Origin of the sequence: Flavobacterium sediminilitoris (assembly GCF_023008245.1) — a bacterium.
GTDB classification, from domain to species: domain Bacteria; phylum Bacteroidota; class Bacteroidia; order Flavobacteriales; family Flavobacteriaceae; genus Flavobacterium; species Flavobacterium sediminilitoris.
Genome location: NZ_CP090145.1, coordinates 2,465,629 through 2,484,599, shown reverse-complemented (window position 1 = coordinate 2,484,599; position 18,971 = coordinate 2,465,629). Strand labels below are relative to the sequence as shown.

Sequence of the window (18,971 nt, the reverse complement as noted above, 5' to 3'; positions counted from 1 at the left end):
TTGATTTAGACTTAAACACTTTAGCAGAAAGAAATGATGGGATTTTAAAGCATGAATTCTTGATTTACAAATACAAAAACACTCAAGAAATCAACACGTTAATTAAAGAATCTATTGAGTGTTACAATAATAAAAAACCACATTTAAGTTTAATGATGAAAATACCTAATTTTGTATATGAAAAAAACCAGTAGATAACATTTCACTGGTTTTAACTAATTTATTGTAAAATTGGTCAATCTATTTTAGAACGACTCATCATCAAAAAACATAGTTTTGTTGAGTTAACATTAAGTTTACTTTTTAATATTAACGAAACTAAATAGTAATGTTTTCTATATGAAATGATGATTTTTAATTAACCTGCTTACCCTGTTTTAGAAAGTAAGTTTGTAGGATAAACTATTAACATTTTATCCATGAAGTTAAAAATTACTTTTGTATTACTAATCTTTATTTCTCATTTAGTTAGTGCTCAACTTTCAAATGCTGGAGATATTGCATTTATAGGTTTTAATGCTGATGGAGATGATGATATTGCATTTGTTACTTTTAAAGATATTCCTGCAAATTCTACGATTATTTTTTGTGATTCTGAATGGAACGGAACTAGCTTTGGAACAGATGAAGGCGATTTTACTTGGTCTTCTGGAGCAAATAGTATTCCTGCTGGAACGGTTATAAGTATTAATAATATTAGTGCTTCTATTTCGCCTTCTATAGGATCTATTACAGTTAATAATGCTGGTGGAATCTCTGCTACAGCAGATGCTATGTTTGCCTTTTTAGGTACTTCTCCAAGAACGGTAACTACACTGTTAGCTGCTATATCTAATTCATCAACTGGTTTTGGTGATTTAACAAATTCTGGATTAACAATTGGTTCAACAGCTATTTTATTACCTGAAGGAACTGATATAGCGAATTATAATGGTCCAAGAACTGGACTTGCAATGCATGACTATCTAACAGCTATAAATACGATGTCTAATTGGCAAACAGAAAATACAGGTGCTAATGATAGTAATAATGGCACAATTCCCGATTTGCCTTTTAATTCAACAACATTTAATTCAACTGCTTCAGATATATCTTTTTCTACGGAGTTTTCAATTATAGATGAAAGTAATGCTGGTGTTGATGTTGTTATTACATTAACGAATCCGTCAACTGGAACAACTGCTGTAGATGTAATGGTTTCAACAGTATTAGGAACAGCTGCAAATGGTTCTCAATATGCATTTACAAATGAAACGGTTTCTTTTCCTGTAAATTCAACACAACAAACAATTACAATTCCGATAACAAATGACGCTTCTTTTAATGGAGATTCTTATTTTGTCCTAGAGTTAGCAAATGCTGTTGATGGAACTATATCTGGTATTTCTCAAAAAACTATCTATATTTTAGATGATGAAGAGTCTGTTCCTTCTACTTCTACTTCTTTAGATATTAACTACTTATCAAGTTATTTAGTTGATGCGACTGGTTCGGCTGAAATTGTTGCTCATGATCCTGTTTCTCAACGATTATTTGTGATGAATTCTACTGCTTCTAAAATTGAGGTTTTAGATTTTTCAAATGTTTCTGCTATTACGTCTATTCAATCAATCGATTTATCAAGTTATGGAATTGGTGGAACTAGTGTTGCAGTAAAAAACGGTATTGTTGCTGCAACTGTTGAAAGTGTCAATTTTGCCAATGGAAAAGTGATTTTCATGGACATTAATGGAACTATTGGTTCTGTAGTAGAAGTGGGTGTTTTACCTGATATGATTACTTTTTCTCCTGATGGGACAAAGGTTTTAACAGCTAATGAAGGACAACCAAATGATGATTATACAATAGATCCAGAAGGAAGTATTTCGATTATTGATATTTCTTCTGGATTCAATGCTATCCAACAATCTAATGTAACGACATTGAATTTTAATGCTTTTGATAGTCAATTAGCTTCTTTAAAAACAGCAGGTGTTAGAATTTATGGTGTTAATGCTTCTGTTTCAAAAGATGTAGAACCTGAATATATTACTATTGCTGATGATGGTTTAACTGCTTGGGTTACTTTACAAGAAAACAATGCTTTGGCTATTATAAATTTAGTAACAAATGAAATTACTGATATCATTCCTCTCGGATTAAAAGATCATGCTATTTCTGGTAATGAATTAGACACTTCCGATCAATTTGGTACTATTTTTATGAGTAACTGGCCAATAAAAGGTATGTATATGCCTGATGCTATTGCAAATTATACTGTAAATGGTACAACGTATTTAGTAACAGCTAATGAAGGTGATTCTAGAGATTATAATGGCTTATCTGAAGAAACAAGAATAAATAGTAATAGTTATGTTTTAGATGATACTGTTTTTCCTGATGCTTCTTTTTATAAAAACAATAAAAATTTAGGTCGATTAACCGTTACTAATGCTACTGGCGATACAGATGGAGATGGTGACTTTGATGAGATTCATGTTTTTGGAACGCGTTCTTTTAGTATTTGGAATGCTTCAACAGGTGCATTAGTCTATGATAGTGGTTCTGATTTTGAAAAAATTACGGCTGCTGATCCTGTTTTTGGTTCTTTTTTCAATGCTAGTAATGATAATAATAACTTGAAAAATAGAAGTGATAATAAAGGTCCTGAACCAGAAGGAATCACAGTTGCTGAAATTAATGGAGCTACTTATGCATTCATCACTTTAGAAAGAATTGGCGGACTTATGACGTATGATATTACAAATCCAATGGCTCCAACATTTGTTTCATACAAAAATAGTAGAAGTACAACTGGTGTTGGTGGTGATCTAGGTCCGGAAGGAATTATTTACATTACTCCTGAAAACAGTCCAAACACTAAAGGATTAGTAATAATGGCAAATGAAGTGAGTGCTACTCTTAGTATTTATGAAATAACAAATGATGTTTTATCTAATCCATCATTTAGTCAAGAAAAAGGTTTTGTAGCTTATCCAAATCCTGTAAAAAATGGAATACTTCATTTTAACCAAACTGTTACTGTAGGTGTATTTGATAGTTTAGGAAGAAAAATAACTGAAAAAGAGAATACAAAATTATTAGAAATGAATTATCCAAAAGGGATATATTTCATTAAAACAAAAGAAGGAATCAGTCAAAAAGTAGTTGTTGAATAATAAAATGTGTTATTGTTGATTCCAAAAAGACCTTCCAATTTGGAAGGTCTTTTGATTTTACATAAAATTATACATAAATAAAATCAACAATATAAATCTTTAAATTTTTAATTATCAATAGGTTTAAATTGAACTCGTTAGGTATAATTGCTTTTTTAGCCTAAAAGACATCTCCTGAACTGACATTTCTAATAATTACACCTAACAGCTTATAATTAATACCTTTGGGGTTATAATTAATAGCTTTTAGGTTATATTTAATAGCTCTGAGATTATAATTAATATCTCTGAGGTTATATTTAATAGCTCTAAAATTATATTTAATACCTCTGAGGTTATATTTAATAGCTCTAAAATTATATTTAATACCTCTGAGATTATATTTAATAGCTTTTAGGTTATAACTAATATAGTTTAGCTATTAATCAAATAAAAAACCTTCCATTTCTGGAAGGTCTTTACTCTATTTTTTGTTCTATTTTCTACAAACTACATATTTCGTCTATACTGTCCTCCTACTTCAAATAATCCTGAAGTAATTTGACCTAGCGTACAGTATTTAGTAGCATCCATTAATAATTCAAAAATATTTTGATTTTTAATAGCTGCTTCTTGCAATAAGTTAATTTGTTCTTTTACTTTATCGGCATTTCCTTTGTGAAGATTTTCTAATGTTTTTATTTGGAACAACTTTTCTTCTTCTGTTGCACGAATTACTTCTGCTGGAATAACTGTTGGTGAACCTTTAGAACTTAAGAAAGTATTCACACCAATGATTGGGAATTCACCTGTATGCTTCAACGTCTCATAATACAATGATTCTTCTTGAATTTTACTTCTTTGATACATGGTTTCCATTGCTCCAAGAACGCCTCCTCTTTCTGTAATTCTGTCAAATTCTGTTAAAACTGCTTCTTCTACTAAATCGGTTAATTCTTCAATAATAAATGAACCTTGAATTGGGTTTTCGTTTTTCGCTAATCCTAATTCTTTATTGATAATCAACTGAATTGCCATTGCTCTACGTACCGATTCTTCTGTTGGTGTTGTAATTGCTTCGTCATACGCATTTGTATGTAAAGAATTACAGTTATCGTAAATGGCATATAAAGCTTGTAATGTTGTACGAATATCATTAAAGTCAATTTCTTGTGCATGTAAAGAACGTCCTGATGTTTGAATATGGTATTTCAACATTTGCGCTCTTTCATTGGCTCCATATTTTAATTTTAAGGCTTTTGCCCAAATTTTACGTGCTACACGACCAATTACTGCATATTCTGGATCAATTCCGTTTGAGAAAAAGAACGATAAATTAGGCCCGAAATCGTTGATGTTCATTCCTCTACTTAAGTAATATTCCACGTAAGTGAAACCATTTGCTAAAGTAAAAGCCAATTGTGTAATAGGGTTTGCTCCTGCTTCTGCAATGTGATATCCTGAAATGGAAACCGAATAGAAATTACGAACATTTTCTTTAATAAAATATTCTTGAACATCTCCCATTAAACGCAAAGCAAATTCAGTAGAAAAAATACAAGTATTTTGCGCTTGATCTTCTTTTAGAATATCGGCCTGAACTGTTCCACGAACTTGTGCTAATGTTTTTATTTTAATATCATTATATACATCAGCTGGTAATACTTGATCACCTGTAACGCCTAACAACATTAATCCTAAACCATCGTTCCCTTCTGGTAAAGCTCCGTTATAGGTTGGTCTTTCTGTACCTTTTGCTGCATAGATTGCTTTGATTTTTGCTTCAACCTCAGCTTCTAATTCATTTTCTTTAATATATTTTTCACAGTTTTGATCAATTGCAGCATTCATAAAGAAACCAAGCAACATAGGTGCTGGTCCATTAATCGTCATGGAAACCGAAGTGGCTGGATGACTTAAATCGAAACCAGAATATAATTTCTTAGCATCATCTAAACAGCAGATTGAAACTCCTGCATTTCCAATTTTACCATAGATATCGGGTCTATGATCTGGATCGTTTCCGTATAAGGTAACAGAATCAAATGCTGTTGATAAACGTTTTGCTGGCATTCCTAATGAAACATAGTGAAAACGTCTGTTTGTTCTTTCTGGACCTCCTTCTCCTGCAAACATACGTGTTGGATCTTCTCCTTCACGCTTAAATGGATACAATCCTGATGCAAAAGGGAATTCTCCTGGTACATTTTCTTGTAAATTCCAACGTAAAATATCACCCCAAGCTTGATACTTTGGTAAGGCAATTTTAGGAATTTGTGAATGTGAAAGTGATTCTGTATGGGTTTGAATTTTTATCTCCTTATCACGAACTTTAAAGCTGTAAATTGGATTCTTGTATTTGTTTACTTTTTCGTCCCAAGTTTGAATGATTAACCAATTGAATGGATCTAAGTTCATTTTTACTCGGTCAAATTCTTTTACTAATAATGAAACGAATTCTTTGTTTGAATCATTAATTTGCAAGGATTCTTCAATGATTCCAGCTTTATCAATTTGAGGAAAGTTTCCTTGAACTGATTCAATTGTTTTGAAAATTCCGTATAATTTTTGAGCAACTTCAACTTGCGTTAAAACGGTTTCGTCATATTTACGATTGTTTTCTGCAATTTCAGATAAGTAACGTGTTCTATGAGGTGGAATCACAAAGATTTTTTCACTCATTTCACGTGTAATTTCAAATGTAGACTTTAAATCTGATTCTGTTTTTTCTACAATTTTGTCCATTATAGATTTGTACAACGTATTCATTCCTGGATCGTTGAATTGCGAAGCAATAGTTCCGAAAACAGGCATTTCATCTGGATTTACATCCCAAAGATTGTGATTGCGTTGGTATTGTTTTTTCACATCGCGAATAGCATCTAAAGCTCCTCGTTTGTCAAATTTGTTTAACGCTACTAAATCGGCAAAATCTAACATGTCGATTTTCTCTAATTGCGTTGCTGCACCAAATTCTGGTGTCATTACATATAAAGAAACATCAGAATGATCCATAATTTCAGTATCCGATTGACCAATTCCAGAAGTTTCTAATACAATTAAATCATATTTAGCTGCTTTTAATACTTGAATGGCTTCCGCTACATATTTTGATAAAGCTAAGTTAGATTGACGTGTAGCCAACGAACGCATGTACACTCTAGAGTTGTTAATGGCATTCATACGAATTCTATCTCCTAAAAGTGCTCCTCCTGTTTTACGTTTTGAAGGATCGACTGAAATTAATCCGATTGTTTTCTCTGGAAAATCGATTAAAAAACGACGTACTAATTCATCTACTAAAGATGATTTTCCTGCTCCACCTGTTCCTGTGATTCCAAGAACTGGTATTTTAGAGGTTTCGTTTTCTTTGTGTATTTTATCTAGTGTTTCTTTTGCTATTTCTGGGAAATTTTCGGCTGCTGAAATAACACGTGCAATTTCTCTTGGATTTTTATTTTCTAAATGATTTGCTTCTCCATTTAATACATTTCCAATAGGAAAATCAGAACGTTTTACTAAATCATTAATCATTCCTTGAAGTCCCATTGCACGGCCATCATCTGGAGAATATACTTTTTCTATTCCATAAGCATGTAGTTCTTCAATTTCTACAGGAAGAATTACTCCTCCACCACCTGCGAATATTTTAATATGGCTTGCTCCTTTTTCGTTAAGCAAATCAAACATATATTTTAAATATTCTGTATGCCCTCCTTGATAAGAAGTCATTGCAATGGCATTCGCATCTTCTTGAATTGCTGTATTTACTACTTCTTCTACGCTTCTATCGTGTCCTAGATGAATTACTTCACAACCAGTAGATTGAATAATTCTTCTCATTATATTAATAGCTGCATCATGTCCGTCAAAGAGAGAAGCGGCAGTAACAATTCTTACTTTATTATTAGGAATATAAGGTTGTTGTTGTTCCATTTCTAATTATATATCAAATTATGTAGCGCAATTTACGAATTTAATAAATTTTCAACACGTTTATTTTGTAGATTTTATCTGTTTTTAAAAAAAGGCATTATCTTTGATCTCTTAGAAAGAAATATTAAAATATTATGAAGAAAATTGTATTGAGCGTTTTTGCTTTCACATTATTTAGTTGTGCTGAATTACAACAAGTTGTTGACCAATTACCTCAAGGTACTCCTGGATTAAGTCAATTAGATATTGCTAATGGATTGAAGGAAGCTTTGGACAAAGGAATTGATAAACAAGTATCTAAATTAACAGCTACTGATGGTTTTTTTAAAAATGAAGCGGTTAAAATATTACTTCCTGAGGAATTAAAAAAGGTAGATAAAGGATTGCGTGACATTGGTTTATCTAGCCTAGCAGATGAAGGATTAAAGGTTATTAATAGAGCTGCTGAAGATGCTGTAAAAGAAGCTACTCCTATTTTTGTTGACGCTGTAAAACAAATGACTTTTAATGATGCTAAAAATATTTTAATGGGTGATAATTCTGCGGCAACTAGTTATTTACAAAATTCTACTTCTACTGCTTTGTACGGAAAGTTTAATCCGGTGATTAAAAATTCGTTTGCTAAAGTAGGTGCTGATAAGGTGTGGACTAATATTATTACAAAGTATAATAGTATTCCTTTTGTAAGTAAAGTGAATCCTGATATTACAGATTATACTACTAATAAAGCAATGGAAGGTGTTTTTAAAATGATTGCTGTTGAAGAACAAAATATTAGAACTAATTTTAGCTCAAGAAGCTCTGATTTATTAAAGAAGGTTTTTGCTTTACAGGATAAAAAATAATAACGTTAAAAACTTTAATATACTATAACATATATATAACAAATTGTTAACATGAGTTAGCTTAAAATAGTCGGATATTTGTACTGTTAATATATCATATATTTGGATTAAGGTTAGTTAAAAAAATTACCACGTCTTTAGGACGTGGTTTTTTTATGTGATAAATCTTCTAATGACTATTATTTTATCTTATTTTACTATGTAGTAATTTAAAATAATCAAATGCTTTTACTAGTCTACTTCCATACCAAGAGAACATTTCTCCATCTACAAAAATAGTTTTAGCATGATGACTGAATCTACCTATTTCAAAAGCGTGTTCGTCTTTAAACGGAAATGGTTCTGAAGATAATAGTACATAATCTGGATCACCTTCTAATCTCATTTTTTTCAATTCTATTTCTGGGTAGCGACCTTCTTTATCTTCGTATATATTTTTAAAATGATTTATTCTTAACAATTCATTAATAAAGTTATTATTTCCTGCTACCATATAGGGATTTGCCCAAATGAAATAAGCTGCTTTTTTTAATGGTATATCTTTTATGAAGTTTTTAAAATCGTTGTGCGCAAAATTAATTTTATCAATCCATTTTTGAGCGTTGGTTCTTTTATTGAAAATTTCTCCAAAATCTTGAATCATTTTGTTATTGTCTTCAATAGTGTAAATATCTGTAACCCAAACTGGACAAATTTTACTTAATTCTTCAACTATTTCTTTTGTATTTTCTTCTTTATTGGCAATTATGATATCGGGTTGAAGTTCTTTTATTTTGTCAAAATTTACTTTTTTAGTTCCTCCTATTCTTTTTTTAGTCGATTTTAAATAATAAGGATGAATACAAAATTTTGTAATTCCTACAATTGATTCTTCTAATCCTAAATCAACCAATAGTTCTGTTTGTGAAGGAACTAATGAAATAATTCGTTTTGGTGTTGCTTCAAAAGTATGATTTACGCCAAGTTGATCTATTAATTGTCTCATTTTTTAATTAATTTTTATCTAAAAACTTAGCTATTCTTTTGTTATTAGTTAAGAACAAGTATCCTAAAACAATACTTAATCCGTCTGTTATTAGTGCCAAATAATCAATTTCATTATTGGCTATAACATAGGTACTAACTTCTTTTTTAAATATATTAAGAATACTAAATAAAAAGCTTGGTAATGAGTTAGCAATCAATAATAGTGAAATCATTGAAACAGAAATCAAAATAATTGAATATGAATTTAAATTACCAAATATAATTTTATCATCATCAAAATTCTTATCTAACTTTAATATTTTAATGATTAAATCTGTATTAAAAACAGAGAATAAAAACAAAGCTATAATCAATAATAAACTACCTAGAACCATTAAAAAATAGGATAAATCAAAACCATACAAATAAGTAGAAAATACTTGAGGTACAAAATAAAACAAAACAGTTACTAAATTATATAATCCGAAAACCTTGATTAATAATCTAAAGAAATCTTTTTTTGTCATTCTTTTATTGGGTTAGGATTTGCTCCATTTCGTTTTGCAATTTCAGTGCTTCTATTCTGGCTTTCTGAGCAAAATCAACACCATTTGAAGCATATATAATTCCTCTTGAAGAATTGATAAGTAATCCTATGTTTTTGTTCATTCCATATTTACAAACTTCTGATAAACTTCCTCCTTGTGCTCCTACTCCTGGAACTAAAAGAAAACTATCTGGTACAATTTTTCTAATTTCAGTAAAATATTCTGCTTTGGTAGCTCCTACAACATACATTAAATTTTCAGAATTTTTCCATGTTTTTGATGTTTCTAAAACGGTTTTATATAATTCTTTAGTTTCTCCATGGATTCCTTCTGTTTGAAGAGTTTGAAAATCAAAAGCGCCTTCATTTGATGTTAATGCTAACATAATAGTATGTTTTCCTTCAAATGCTAAAAATGGTTCTACAGAATCTTTTCCCATATAAGGTGCAACTGTAACCGAATCAAAATCTAGGTCTTCAAAAAATGCTTTTGCATACATTGATGAAGTGTTTCCTATATCGCCACGTTTTGCATCGGCAATTGTAAATATTTCAGGATGTTTTTCATTAATATATTCAATTGTTTTTTGAAGTGATTTCCATCCTTTTATTCCATACGCTTCATAAAATGCTGTATTGGGTTTATAAGATACACACAAGTCGTGTGTGGCATCAATAATGGATTTATTAAATTCAAAAATAGGATCTTCTGTTTCTAAAAGGTGTTGCGGAATTTTATTCAGATCAACATCAAGTCCAATACATAAAAACGATTTTTTAGACTCAATTTGGTTAATTAGTTGTTGTGTTGTCATTGTTTTTGCTTTACAAAGTGCAAAGTTACAAAGTTTAAACGTCTTAACTAAATATTGTATAAATATCTATTGAAATTTTGTAACATGTTTTGTTCTTGCTTGCAATACATTTGAATTATAAAAGCCTTAGATTATGAAAACAATATGTATTATTCAAAACACTTTTATTTCTGCTTTCAAATTATTCATATCGACTTGTACTAATGACTTAGTTGTACATGCGAAACAGGTAAATTATTTTGAAATGTTTCTTATTGCTTTTGCAATTGAATTAAAAACTAGTGTAAGTTCTAATTTAAATTATAGTGTATCATTCCTTAAAATTTTACAATGAGTTAAAAATTGGAAATATTTCATTTCTATATTTATACTTTTTTTCATTTAATAATTGATATAAATTAAAACTAAGATGAAATAAAAGAGAAATATTACGTTTTTAATTCAATTAAACGAACTAGAGTATTAGTAACAATTCATTATCTTTACCATTAAACACTCATTTATGAAACTTTTTTTAAAAATTGACACTACTTTTTTAGCTAAAAAAATTCTAGAAGAAAAACTTAATACGTTTAATATTAAATATACTTTAGTTAACTTAAATGAAGTTCTTTTTTTAGAAAATATTTCATCTGAAAAATATGATGCTATCTCTTTAATTTTAAAGGAATATGGTTTTGAAATTATTGAAAATCAAAAAAATATAATTGTTCAAAAGATTAAAGATGCTATTGTTGAAATGATTTTTAATGAAGAAGTTCCTAATGTAAAAAGTTCAGTGTATTTAGCCGAGAAATTAGATCATAGCTATGGTTATTTATCAAATTTGTTTTCTGAAATAACTTATACTTCTATTGAAAATTTTATTATCATTCAAAAAATAGAATATGCAAAACAGCTAATTACAAATAATAATTTAACTTTGACTGAAATCGCTTTTAAATTAAACTATTCTAGTGTTGCACATTTAAGTACACAATTTAAAAACACTACTGGAATAACTCCGTCAGCGTTTCAAAGAATTATAACAAAACGACGCGAAATTACAACTCAAAACATTAATTAATTCCATTATTTTATATGCAAAAAGATTTTATTCTAATAACATTAGCCGATGATGATGAAGATGATAGACTGTTTTTTACTGATGCTTTCGATGAATTAAAAATTAATACTGTTGTTAACACAGTAAATAATGGTGTACAATTGATGGATTTTCTTAATAATCCTGAAAGTGTTTTGCCAAATATCATTTTTCTCGATTTAAATATGCCTATAAAATCTGGTATTGATTGTTTAAAAGAAATTAAACAAAATGATAGGTTTAAAGATATTGCCATTGCTATTTATTCTACTTCTTCTTCTGATGAAGATGTGGAAAATACTTTTGTATTAGGCGCAAATATTTATATTAAGAAACCAAGCGATTTTAATACTTTAAAGAAGGTTTTAAATGAAGTTGTAACATTGAATTGGCAATATCACACATCTGGATTAAATAAAGAAAATTTTTTATTACGAATATTATAATGTTCCAATCAAAATTCTTCAAATCAATCGCTTTTATTAGAGCTGTTTTTCTAATTGCTCTATTTATTCTAATTCTTTTAGCTTCTATTACGTATAGACATATTAAAGATTTAGACAAAACCAGTGCTGTTTTGATGAATACTTATGAAATTTCATTAGAATTAGAACAGTTAATGTCTTATATAAAAGATGCTGAAACAGGTCATAGAGGTTTTGTAATAACAGGTGGAGATTCTATTTATCTTGATCCTTATATTAATGCTCGAAACAATATTAATATTTCTTTTGAAATATTAAACAATAGCACAAAAAATAACCAAAATCAGCAAAAACACTTAAAAAAAATATACAATCTTGTTGATAAACGATTCTCTTATTTTAAGAAAGATTTTAAAACACAAAGAGAATTTAATACTATTTTTAAAGAAGGCAAAGTTGTAATGGATTCTATTAGACGTGAAGTTAGTAAAATGATTACATTAGAAAACAAGCTTTTATATGTTCATGAGAAAATTTACAAATACAATAATTCAAATACTCCTTTAATCATATTTTCATCATTTTTAATTTCAATTCTTATTTTAGTTTTAGGTTATTTACGAATTATTAAAAACTATAAATCACTTATAAAGCAAAATATTGAACTTAAAATTTTCGACGAATCAAGTAGACAAGCAGAAATTTTAGGAAATTATGGAAGTTGGGTACTCAATTTTGAAAACCACCAATTTTCTTATTCTGATAATAAATTTCGTCTCTTAGGCTGTGAACCGCAATCTTTTAATCCTACAATAGCTAATTTATTAGAGTTTGTTCATCCAGATGATAAACATATTTTAATTGAAGCTAATGATAGCATTCTAAAAGATGAATCATTACCATTAATTCATTATCGGATTATTCGTAAAAACAATAATGAAATACGACATTTCAGAACAATTGGTAAAATATTTATTGATAGTTTAGGTCATAAAAATATGATTGGAACAACTCAAGATATTACTGATGATTTTAATAAAAAAGAACTAATTAAACAACGTAATAAAGAACTGGAGCAAAATAATAAAGAACTTAATGAATTTAATCAAGTAGCCAGTCATGATTTACAAGAGCCTTTGCGAAAAATTCAGACTTTTATTTCTAGAATTTCAGAAAAAGAACAAGATAACTTATCCGAATCTGGCAAAATATACTTTGAAAAAATAAAACAGGCTTCTAGTAGAATGCGTGTTTTAATTGATGATTTATTACAATATTCCAGAACTAATCGTTCTGAAAAGGTCTTTAGCAAAATTAATCTTAATGAAATAGCTGAAGAAAGTAAAATAGAATTATCTGAAAGCATCGAAGAGAAAAAAGCGACTATTAACATTGGAAAATTACACACAATTAAAGCGGTAAAATTTCAATTACAACAATTGTTTATTAATATTATTGGCAACTCTTTAAAATATGCGAAAAAGGATGTTCCTCCAATAATAACAATACGTTCTAAAAAAGTAAAAGCCATAAACGAACCTTTACTTAATGACTCATCAAATAAAGAGTATATCAAAATTATATTTACTGATAACGGATTAGGTTTTGATCAAGCTTATGCACACAAAATATTCCTATTATTTAATAGATTACATAGTAAAAATGAATTTCCAGGAACTGGTGTTGGTTTAGCAATTTGTAAAAAAATTGTCGAAAATCATAAAGGTTACATTTTTGCAGAAGGTGTTCTAAATGAAGGCGCTACGTTTATTATTTATCTTCCTAAATAAAAATTATATTAGAGTTTGAAATATTCCAATTAATTCAATCTTTTTTTTTCAATATTTATTTATAGAGAAACATTTATATTAAAATTATATAACACTTAAGGAAAGTTATATAACATCTTTTCAAACCGTTTTTTAGAACTTTGTTTCGTAATAAATATAAAATAAAAATGAAAAAGCTAAAAATCAGAATCTTTTCATTTTACTTAGCTTTAACTTTACTAGCCTTTTTTAGTGTAGCATCATGTGTAAAGAAAAGTAATGACGAAAACAAATCTATACTTGAATTAATTAATCAAAATATTGATACTAAAATTGATTCTCAAATACTAACTGAAGTTGTTGAATCTAATTTAAAAGTAATTGAATTATCTAGCATTGCTCAAACTAAAGATTTAAATACTACAACAAAACATTTATTAAAAGACATAGAAAAGCAACATATTGAAATTAAAAAATCGATAAAAAAAATTGCAAAAGAAAATTTAATTATAATTCCAGATACACTTTATGATATCAATGAAGAATTAGATACAATAACTGAAAATACAAATCGTGATTATATTTATTTATCCGAATTAGAAAGTTCATTAAAAGAAGAAATCAATACGTTTGAGACAATTACAAAATCATCATCAAACATAGATTTAAAAGTTTTTTCAGTAAAAACAATTGCAATACTAAATAAGAATCTGAAAAAAATAGAACAGAGACTTGAATAAATATAACCTAAAATCTTAACAAACTCCTTTCTTACAAGGAGTTTTTTTATGTCTAATATAAGAGATGTGGGAATTGTATAAATCTCTCTTATTATCATGTAACACAAAAGCTTTAGATAAGTTGCACCTTTGTAATGTAGTATAAGAAAAGCTACAAAAACAAATTATAGTAACTTAAAAAAAAATCAAACAAAATGAAGAAATTATTTTTAACAGGAATGGCTTGTGTTGCATTTTTAAATGTTACCAATGCGCAAACAAAAAATCCTTCAGTAGGAATTAAAGGTGGTGTAAATTTTACTAATTTATATGCGGAAGAAGTTGACGACAATAATATTTTAACCAGTTTTAATCTGGGTCTTTATGCAAATTTACCTGTTTCAGATGCGGTATCTATTCAACCAGAGTTTAACTTCTCTAGAAAAGGAGCCGAATTGGTTTATGACAATGCATTCGCATCTGGTACATCTCGATTAAAATTAAACTATTTAGAAGTACCTCTTTTATTAAAATTAAACGTAACCCGAAACTTCAATCTTCATTTTGGACCTTATGTCGCTTACTTAATTGATGGAAAAGCAACAAACGAAACAAGTAATGGCGTTTTTGACTTTGAAGAGAACATTAGTAATGACGATTTAAACAAATTTGATTACGGTTTATCTGGTGGAGTTGGATTTGACTTTGAATCTGCTTCAATAGGTGTTCGATACAACTATGGTTTACAAACTATTGGTAAAGAACAATCTTTTGGTGGAACAACTTACACTTTTCCAGATGCAAAAAATAGTGCACTTAGTTTGTATGTAGGTTTTCGTCTATAAAAAACAATAGTAACATTTAAAAAGTAACATCATGGGAAACATTTTGTATCTGGTCGCTGTGATATTGGTAATATTATGGGCCTTAGGATTATATGTAGGAAGTTTTGGAAATCTAATTCATATCCTACTTGTTATAGCAGTAATAGCAGTATTATTAAAAATAATTAAAAAAAGTAAGAATATTTAAAAAATAAAAAATTATGAAAACAAGTAATGTAGTATTAGGAGTAATTGGAGGATTAGCAGCAGGAGCTGTATTAGGTGTACTTTTTGCTCCAGACAAAGGAAAAAACACAAGAAAAAAAATCAAAGACAAGTCAAAAGATTTGAAAGATAATCTAAAAGAAGATTTTGATTCTTTCCTGCTTGAAATGGAAGAAAAATATCAGTCTGTTTCAGAAAATGCAAAGTCAATTATAGAAGAAGGAAAGTCAAGAATAGAGAGCGAACTTAAAAAAATGCAATAATGAAAACAAAAATAGAAGATAAAGCTACTGCAATAGAGAATCTATTTGAAAAAGCAGAAAACTATACCAAAACAAGTGTTGAGCTTATAAAACTAAGCGCAATTGAAAAAATTTCAGAAGCAATATCCGTTTTAGTATCACACATTGCAATTATAGTTTTAGTAGCCTTCTTTCTATTTTTTATCAATATTGGCATAAGCCTATGGATTGGAAAATTAATTGGTGAATATTACATCGGTTTCTTAATCGTTTCATTTGTTTATTTACTCTTAGGATTACTTATATATAAGTATAAGAAGAAAACTATTGAGAATCCAATAAACGAATTAATGATAAATACTTTGCTAAAAAATAAAATTGAAGAAAATGAAAAAGAAAGATAAAAGAGTTCAACTAGCAAATAGAATTGAACTTTTAAAAGCAAAGCAAGAAACCGATTTTATTATATTAAAAAATCAGTTTGAAATAACATACGAAAGCCTAAAACCTATAAACCTGATTAAAGAAACGTTCAACGAAATAAAACACGATTCGGAAATCAAAACAAATATTTTTAAAACATCATTAGGAATTTTAGGTGGTTATATATCCAAGAAAGTACTTTTTGGGAATTCAAATAATCCATTTAAAAAAATATCAGGAAATGTTCTACAATATATAATAACAAACCTGATAACAAATAAAGTCGAAAATAAATAGTAATGTAATCATGAAAAAATTAATTAAAAGCATTCTAGTAATAATGCTAGTATTCATTGGAACTTCAAAATCATTTTCACAAAAGAGTACTTCTGAAAGTTATGATCAAAAATTTAAATTAGGTTTTGGTTTAACTGCTGGTTATCCATTTAGTGAACCATACGATTTAAATATTGGTGGAGACGTTCGTTTACAATATGATTTTTCTAAAGTCTATTCTCTAACCTTAACAACAGGTTTCAACAATTTATTTGTAAGTGGCGATGATAATGATTTAGGATATATTCCTGTAAAAGCTGGATTTAAAGCCTTTATTTTTAAAGATCAGTTCTATGTAATGGGAGAAGCAGGAGCTGCTTTTGCTGTAACAAATGATTATAATAAAACATCATTATTGCTAAGCCCAACTTTTGGTTATGCAACAAAATACATTGATATAAGTGTTCGATATGAATATTTACCTGATTTTCCAACAATCAGTAACAATACATTAGATAAAGGATTAGGACAAATTGCACTTCGATTAGCTTACGGATTTAAACTTTAATAGCTAATTTAAAATTATATAACATTCTAAGAATATTATGTAACATAAAAGTTTAACAACCACAATACCTTTACAAAAGAAATACTAACAATTAAAATTTAAAAACATGAAAAATTTAAAAGTAATATTAGGATTTGCAACAATTGCAATTGGAATAACCTCTTGTAAAAATGAAAAACAGGAAATAGCACAAAATAAAATAGATGAGTATATAATGTATGTAGATTCTATTAGTGCAATTGAAACAAGCGAAACAATTCAAGATTGGGATAAAATTCAAGCAAACTATGACGTTAAAAAAATGAATGCCGAAAATGCAACAAGTGAGCTAGAAAATAAATCAGATGTTGAAGCAACTTTAAATGAATCAACTTTAAAGTATGAGGAATACAAAGCTAAAGCAATAATGAACAAAGCCGAAATAGAAGAAGAAAACTTCAAAAAATCATTATTTGGAGAAGAAATAATAGGCAAAGACAAAACATTTAGCTGGGTAAATAAAGATAATATTGCCGCAATCTACGAACGTTTTGTTACTACAGTTGATAAAAACAAAGATTCTTATTCTAGAGAAGATTGGGATGAAATTAAGTTATTATATGAAGCTTTAGATACTAGAAAGAATACAGTAGAGAATGAAGGTTTATCTTCTGAAGACAATAAAAAGATTGCCGCTTTAAAAATAAAATTTGCTCCAATGTATACTGTTAATAGAATGGGTGCAAAATCAGATGAAAACGCTGAAGCAAAAGAGTAAAAGTTAGTAATATGTGATTGGTTTAGTTTTGATTGACAAAAAACAGCGAGAAAATTCTCGCTGTTTTTATTTTTAATTATTCTTACTTCCTTTATAAATAGGAATTTTTAATCCTACATGGACATCTATTGCATCCGTTTCGTCAAATAAAGCAGAAACAACCGAACCTGAACCAATTAATAATGGTCCTGCTCTAAAACCAAAACCTGCTTGAAATCCTGAATTCTGAACACTACTTAAAGGAGCATATATACTCAACCATTTAGTTTCAAATCTTGGTGTTAAAGAAAAAGTATTATTTACAAAATTTGAATTTGTATTATCAACACTTATAAGGTTTAAATCCGAATTTAAATTTAAAAAGAATTTCTTACTCAAATGCCAATCTGCATTTAAATGCAAAGTACTTGGTAATGAAACGTTAAATGATTTACTTTCACTTATTCTTGTATAATATGAATCAAAATCATCATTTAGAGCAAACTCTGCATCTGTGTATGAAGCATTGGCATCATAATATACCTTTGTAGCATTTTTATATTTAAGCTTTCCTAAATCAGTAACCGATAATCCAAATTTCAATAAATAATCATCAAAATCCTTCGATTTCAGTTCGTATGTAACACCTAGATCTACTCCAAAACCAGATCCTCTATTGTCAAATGGATCATCAAAATCATTTAAACTACTAATATTTCCTGTTTCTATATTTCCTGTTGTAGTGGTTCTATCTGTTACATCCAAACCTGTATAATCATAATTAACAGATAAATTTCTAGCTTTTATATAACCCGATGATATTCCATTTAAATACTTAATTGATATTCCTCCTTTTAAACTATGAGTATCATTATCAATTAAAACCCTAGCATAACTTAATCCATACTCAATCCAAGCATTTGAAGCTCCGCTAAAATTTTGATTTTCAAAATAAAAGTCTTCATTAACCTCATCTTGAATTTGATTTAAAAACAAACCACTTATCTTACTCACATGAGTAATGGCTCTTACTCTTGAAAAGAAAGCAACTGCACTTTTATCATTAATATTCACCATGAAAGAAGGTCCTAGAGCATCAATATTAGTATAAAAATTATTATTTGCCTTTGGGTGTTTTGTTGATTGTTTTTCAAAATCATAATCATTTGATAGTAAATCTCCTAATTTCACAGAATAGTAATCGTTTCCAGCAAATAAACTAGCTGATGATAAATTAATATCTGTTTTAAAACGAGAATTTATAATATTTGAAGGATTAGAAATAACACTATTTATTCCTGAATAATTATCATATTGGGTTCCAAAAAAAGATTGTGAATAACCATAAAAACTCGTAATAGAAACAATAAATACAAATAAACATTTTTTCATATCATAAATATTTTTTAAAACAAAAAAGGTTATAAACTAAAC

At 28.4% G+C, this 18,971-nt stretch carries 19 protein-coding genes and 1 pseudogene; 15 read left to right on the top strand and 5 right to left on the bottom strand.

The genetic code is table 11. The features are described from left to right. Positions 1–23 precede the first annotated feature (23 nt). Positions 24–194 (top strand): annotated as a pseudogene (locus tag LXD69_RS11380) (IS3 family transposase); the annotation flags it as partial. 225 nt (positions 195–419) lie between these two features. Beyond that, the gene (locus LXD69_RS11375) at positions 420–3,158 is read left to right on the top strand and encodes a choice-of-anchor I family protein (protein ID WP_246915486.1); all 2,739 of its coding nucleotides are present in this window, start codon (positions 420–422) and stop codon (positions 3,156–3,158) included. A 489-nt stretch (positions 3,159–3,647) separates the two neighbouring features. Here LXD69_RS11375 and LXD69_RS11370 read toward each other — a convergent pair whose 3' ends face one another. Further along, positions 3,648–7,073: a methylmalonyl-CoA mutase family protein gene (locus tag LXD69_RS11370; protein ID WP_246915483.1), complete on the bottom strand. Its 3,426-nt coding sequence runs from the start codon at positions 7,071–7,073 to the stop codon at positions 3,648–3,650. A 134-nt stretch (positions 7,074–7,207) separates the two neighbouring features. Here LXD69_RS11370 and LXD69_RS11365 point away from each other — a divergent pair, with 134 nt between their 5' ends. Continuing rightward, positions 7,208–7,918, top strand: a complete 711-nt coding sequence (locus LXD69_RS11365; RefSeq protein ID WP_045966687.1) for a DUF4197 domain-containing protein — start codon at positions 7,208–7,210, stop codon at positions 7,916–7,918. 184 nt (positions 7,919–8,102) lie between these two features. Here LXD69_RS11365 and LXD69_RS11360 read toward each other — a convergent pair whose 3' ends face one another. The 3 genes from LXD69_RS11360 to pyrF are packed head-to-tail and all read right to left on the bottom strand — an operon-like array spanning position 8,103 to position 10,246. After that, positions 8,103–8,903, bottom strand: coding sequence for an ABC transporter substrate-binding protein (locus LXD69_RS11360; RefSeq protein WP_045966685.1), 801 nt, complete (start codon positions 8,901–8,903; stop codon positions 8,103–8,105). Between the two features lie 7 nt (positions 8,904–8,910). Continuing rightward, on the bottom strand, positions 8,911–9,411 hold the full coding sequence (locus LXD69_RS11355; RefSeq protein WP_246915481.1) for a hypothetical protein: 501 nt from the start codon (positions 9,409–9,411) through the stop codon (positions 8,911–8,913). 4 nt (positions 9,412–9,415) lie between these two features. Continuing rightward, a complete protein-coding gene (gene pyrF, locus LXD69_RS11350; protein ID WP_246915479.1) occupies positions 9,416–10,246 on the bottom strand; it encodes an orotidine-5'-phosphate decarboxylase in 831 nt (276 codons plus the stop codon). Between the two features lie 133 nt (positions 10,247–10,379). Here pyrF and LXD69_RS11345 point away from each other — a divergent pair, with 133 nt between their 5' ends. The 12 genes from LXD69_RS11345 to LXD69_RS11290 all read left to right on the top strand — a co-directional run bounded on the left by LXD69_RS11345 (position 10,380) and on the right by LXD69_RS11290 (position 17,558). Then, positions 10,380–10,580: a hypothetical protein gene (locus tag LXD69_RS11345; protein WP_246915477.1), complete on the top strand. Its 201-nt coding sequence runs from the start codon at positions 10,380–10,382 to the stop codon at positions 10,578–10,580. Between the two features lie 168 nt (positions 10,581–10,748). After that, positions 10,749–11,312: a helix-turn-helix domain-containing protein gene (locus LXD69_RS11340; RefSeq protein ID WP_246915475.1), complete on the top strand. Its 564-nt coding sequence runs from the start codon at positions 10,749–10,751 to the stop codon at positions 11,310–11,312. Between the two features lie 14 nt (positions 11,313–11,326). Further along, positions 11,327–11,776 carry a response regulator gene (locus LXD69_RS11335; protein ID WP_045966676.1) on the top strand — a complete coding sequence of 150 codons (450 nt, stop codon included), beginning with the start codon at positions 11,327–11,329 and terminating at the stop codon, positions 11,774–11,776. Next, positions 11,776–13,545 carry a sensor histidine kinase gene (locus tag LXD69_RS11330; protein ID WP_246915473.1) on the top strand — a complete coding sequence of 590 codons (1,770 nt, stop codon included), beginning with the start codon at positions 11,776–11,778 and terminating at the stop codon, positions 13,543–13,545. Before LXD69_RS11335 ends, LXD69_RS11330 begins: the two co-directional genes overlap by 1 nt. 167 nt (positions 13,546–13,712) lie before the next feature. Beyond that, on the top strand, positions 13,713–14,264 hold the full coding sequence (locus LXD69_RS11325; RefSeq protein ID WP_045966672.1) for a DUF4142 domain-containing protein: 552 nt from the start codon (positions 13,713–13,715) through the stop codon (positions 14,262–14,264). A gap of 194 nt (positions 14,265–14,458) precedes the next feature. Continuing rightward, positions 14,459–15,088, top strand: coding sequence for a porin family protein (locus tag LXD69_RS11320; protein ID WP_082084283.1), 630 nt, complete (start codon positions 14,459–14,461; stop codon positions 15,086–15,088). A 31-nt stretch (positions 15,089–15,119) separates the two neighbouring features. Next, a complete protein-coding gene (locus LXD69_RS11315) occupies positions 15,120–15,275 on the top strand; it encodes a lmo0937 family membrane protein (protein WP_246915471.1) in 156 nt (51 codons plus the stop codon). Between the two features lie 13 nt (positions 15,276–15,288). Beyond that, positions 15,289–15,555, top strand: coding sequence for a YtxH domain-containing protein (locus LXD69_RS11310; protein ID WP_045966669.1), 267 nt, complete (start codon positions 15,289–15,291; stop codon positions 15,553–15,555). After that, the gene (locus LXD69_RS11305; protein ID WP_246915469.1) at positions 15,555–15,938 is read left to right on the top strand and encodes a phage holin family protein; all 384 of its coding nucleotides are present in this window, start codon (positions 15,555–15,557) and stop codon (positions 15,936–15,938) included. Before LXD69_RS11310 ends, LXD69_RS11305 begins: the two co-directional genes overlap by 1 nt. Continuing rightward, entirely contained in the window at positions 15,922–16,254 is a 333-nt protein-coding gene (locus LXD69_RS11300) for a hypothetical protein (RefSeq protein WP_045966667.1), read from the top strand. The genes LXD69_RS11305 and LXD69_RS11300 overlap by 17 nt, the downstream gene beginning before the upstream one ends. A gap of 10 nt (positions 16,255–16,264) precedes the next feature. Continuing rightward, positions 16,265–16,801 (top strand): putative porin, encoded by a 537-nt coding sequence (locus LXD69_RS11295; protein WP_246915467.1) that lies wholly within the window; start codon positions 16,265–16,267, stop codon positions 16,799–16,801. A gap of 106 nt (positions 16,802–16,907) precedes the next feature. Next, positions 16,908–17,558: a hypothetical protein gene (locus tag LXD69_RS11290; protein WP_246915465.1), complete on the top strand. Its 651-nt coding sequence runs from the start codon at positions 16,908–16,910 to the stop codon at positions 17,556–17,558. Positions 17,559–17,630: 72 nt separating this feature from the next. Here LXD69_RS11290 and LXD69_RS11285 read toward each other — a convergent pair whose 3' ends face one another. Further along, the gene (locus LXD69_RS11285) at positions 17,631–18,929 is read right to left on the bottom strand and encodes a DUF5723 family protein (RefSeq protein WP_246915463.1); all 1,299 of its coding nucleotides are present in this window, start codon (positions 18,927–18,929) and stop codon (positions 17,631–17,633) included. Positions 18,930–18,971 lie beyond the last annotated feature (42 nt).